General features: G+C 53.6%; 1 rRNA gene (cut by a window edge). It reads right to left on the bottom strand.

Going from position 1 to position 2,500, the window contains the following annotated elements:
• Window positions 1-122 precede the first annotated feature (122 nt).
• Window positions 123-2,500 (bottom strand): 23S ribosomal RNA (locus O7A61_RS14615) (it continues 491 nt past the right edge of the window).

Here is a 2,500-nt window from a genome sequence, read left to right as displayed (position 1 = left end):
TCGCAAGGTCGACCGACCGTCGGCGCCGATGCGCCGCACCCACGTAGCGCCGCCCGAAGGGCGGAACAAGCGTGAGTGAGAACAAACCATTTGACTTCGTCAAATGGATATTAGGAATGAGAACGATCAAGCCGATCGAACTATTAGTACCGGTAAGCTTCAAGCGTTGCCGCTCTTCCACACCCGGCCTATCAACGTGGTCGTCTTCCACGGTTCTCAGGGAATACTCGTTTTAAGGTGGGTTTCCCGCTTAGATGCCTTCAGCGGTTATCCCGTCCGGATATAGCTACCCTGCTATGCGGCTGGCGCCACAACAGGTCCACCAGAGATCCGTCCATCCCGGTCCTCTCGTACTAGGGACAGATCCTTTCAATATTCCTACACCCACGGCAGATAGGGACCGAACTGTCTCACGACGTTCTGAACCCAACTCACGTACCGCTTTAAATGGCGAACAGCCATACCCTTGGGACCTGCTCCAGCCCCAGGATGCGATGAGTCGACATCGAGGTGCCAAACAACCCCGTCGATATGGACTCTTGGGGGTCATCAGCCTGTTATCCCCGGCGTACCTTTTATCCGTTGAGCGATGGCCCTTCCACGCGGGACCACCGGATCACTATGACCGACTTTCGTCTCTGCTCGACTTGTCAGTCTCGCAGTCAGGCAGGCTTATGCCATTGCACTCAGCGAACGATTTCCGACCGTTCTGAGCCCACCATCGCGCGCCTCCGTTACTCTTTAGGAGGCGACCGCCCCAGTCAAACTACCCACCATACATTGTCCCGGACCCGGATAACGGGCCGCGGTTAGACATCCATAGTAATAAGGGTGGTATTTCAAGGGTGGCTCCACCTGAGCTGGCGCCCAGGTTTCAAAGCCTACCACCTATCCTACACATGCCACTACGAATGCCAATGTAAAGCTATAGTAAAGGTGCACGGGGTCTTTCCGTCTAACCGCAGGAACCCCGCATCTTCACGGGGAATTCAATTTCACTGAGTCTATGCTGGAGACAGCGGGGAAGTCGTTACGCCATTCGTGCAGGTCGGAACTTACCCGACAAGGAATTTCGCTACCTTAGGACCGTTATAGTTACGGCCGCCGTTTACTGGGGCTTCGATTCAGAGCTTGCACCCCTCCTCTTAACCTTCCAGCACCGGGCAGGCGTCAGACCCTATACGTCGTCTTGCGACTTCGCAGAGCCCTGTGTTTTTGATAAACAGTCGCTACCCCCTGGTCTGTGCCACCCTCCTCTACTTGCGTAGAAAAGGGTCACGCTTCTTCCGAAGTTACGCGTGCAATTTGCCGAGTTCCTTCAGCATAGTTCTCTCAAGCGCCTTGGTATACTCTACCAGACCACCAGTGTCGGTTTCGGGTACGGTTTATAAGGAGGAGCTATTTCCTGGAACCACGCAGCAGCCCGTTCAATCCGATAAGATTGGACTACCTCAATGATCCGTCACTACCTCCAAGCCCACGAATATTAACGTGGTTCCCATCGACTACGCGTTTCCGCCTCGTCTTAGGGGCCGGCTAACCCTGCTCAGATTAGCTTTAAGCAGGAACCCTTGGTCTTTCGGCGGGGGAGTCTCTCACTCCCCTTACGTTACTCATGTCAGCATTCGCACTTCTGATACCTCCACCACCCCTCACGGGTATGGCTTCATCAGCTTACAGAACGCTCCGCTACCGCTTGGCCCTTGCGGACCAAACCCTAAGCTTCGGTGTATGGCTTTAGCCCCGTTACATTTTCGGCGCAAAGACCCTTATTTAGACCAGTGAGCTGTTACGCTTTCTTTAAATGATGGCTGCTTCTAAGCCAACATCCTGGTTGTTTTGGGATCCTCACATCCTTTCCCACTTAGCCATAACTTGGGGACCTTAGCTGTAGGTCAGGGTTGTTTCCCTTTTCACGACGGACGTTAGCACCCGCCGTGTGTCTGCCGACTAGTACTCCCAGGTATTCGGAGTTTGGTTAGGTTTGGTAATCCGGTGAGGACCCCTAGCCCATCCAGTGCTCTACCCCCTGGGGTATTCGGTCGACGCTCTACCTAAATAGATTTCGCGGAGAACCAGCTATTTCCGAGTTTGATTGGCCTTTCACCCCTAGCCACAAGTCATCCCGAACTATTGCAACAGTTATGGGTTCGGTCCTCCAGTAAGTGTTACCTTACCTTCAACCTGCTCATGGCTAGATCACTCGGTTTCGGGTCTAATGCGACGAACTGAACGCCCTGTTCAGACTCGCTTTCGCTGCGCCTACACCTAGCGGTTTAAGCTTGCTCGTCACACTAAGTCGCTGACCCATTATACAAAAGGTACGTGGTCACCCAGGACGAACCTTGGGCTTCCACTGTTTGTAGGCAATCGGTTTCAGGTACTCTTTCACTCCCCTTGTCGGGGTGCTTTTCACCTTTCCCTCACGGTACTAGTTCGCTATCGGTCATGCACGAGTACTTAGGCTTGGAGGGTGGTCCCCCCAATTTCAGACAGGATT

The sequence above is a fragment of the Mesorhizobium sp. Cs1321R2N1 genome (assembly GCF_037179725.1).
In the GTDB taxonomy this organism is placed as follows: domain Bacteria; phylum Pseudomonadota; class Alphaproteobacteria; order Rhizobiales; family Rhizobiaceae; genus Mesorhizobium; species Mesorhizobium salmacidum.
Note: the sequence above shows the minus strand (reverse complement) of the source record. Positions and strands in the feature narration are given on the sequence as shown.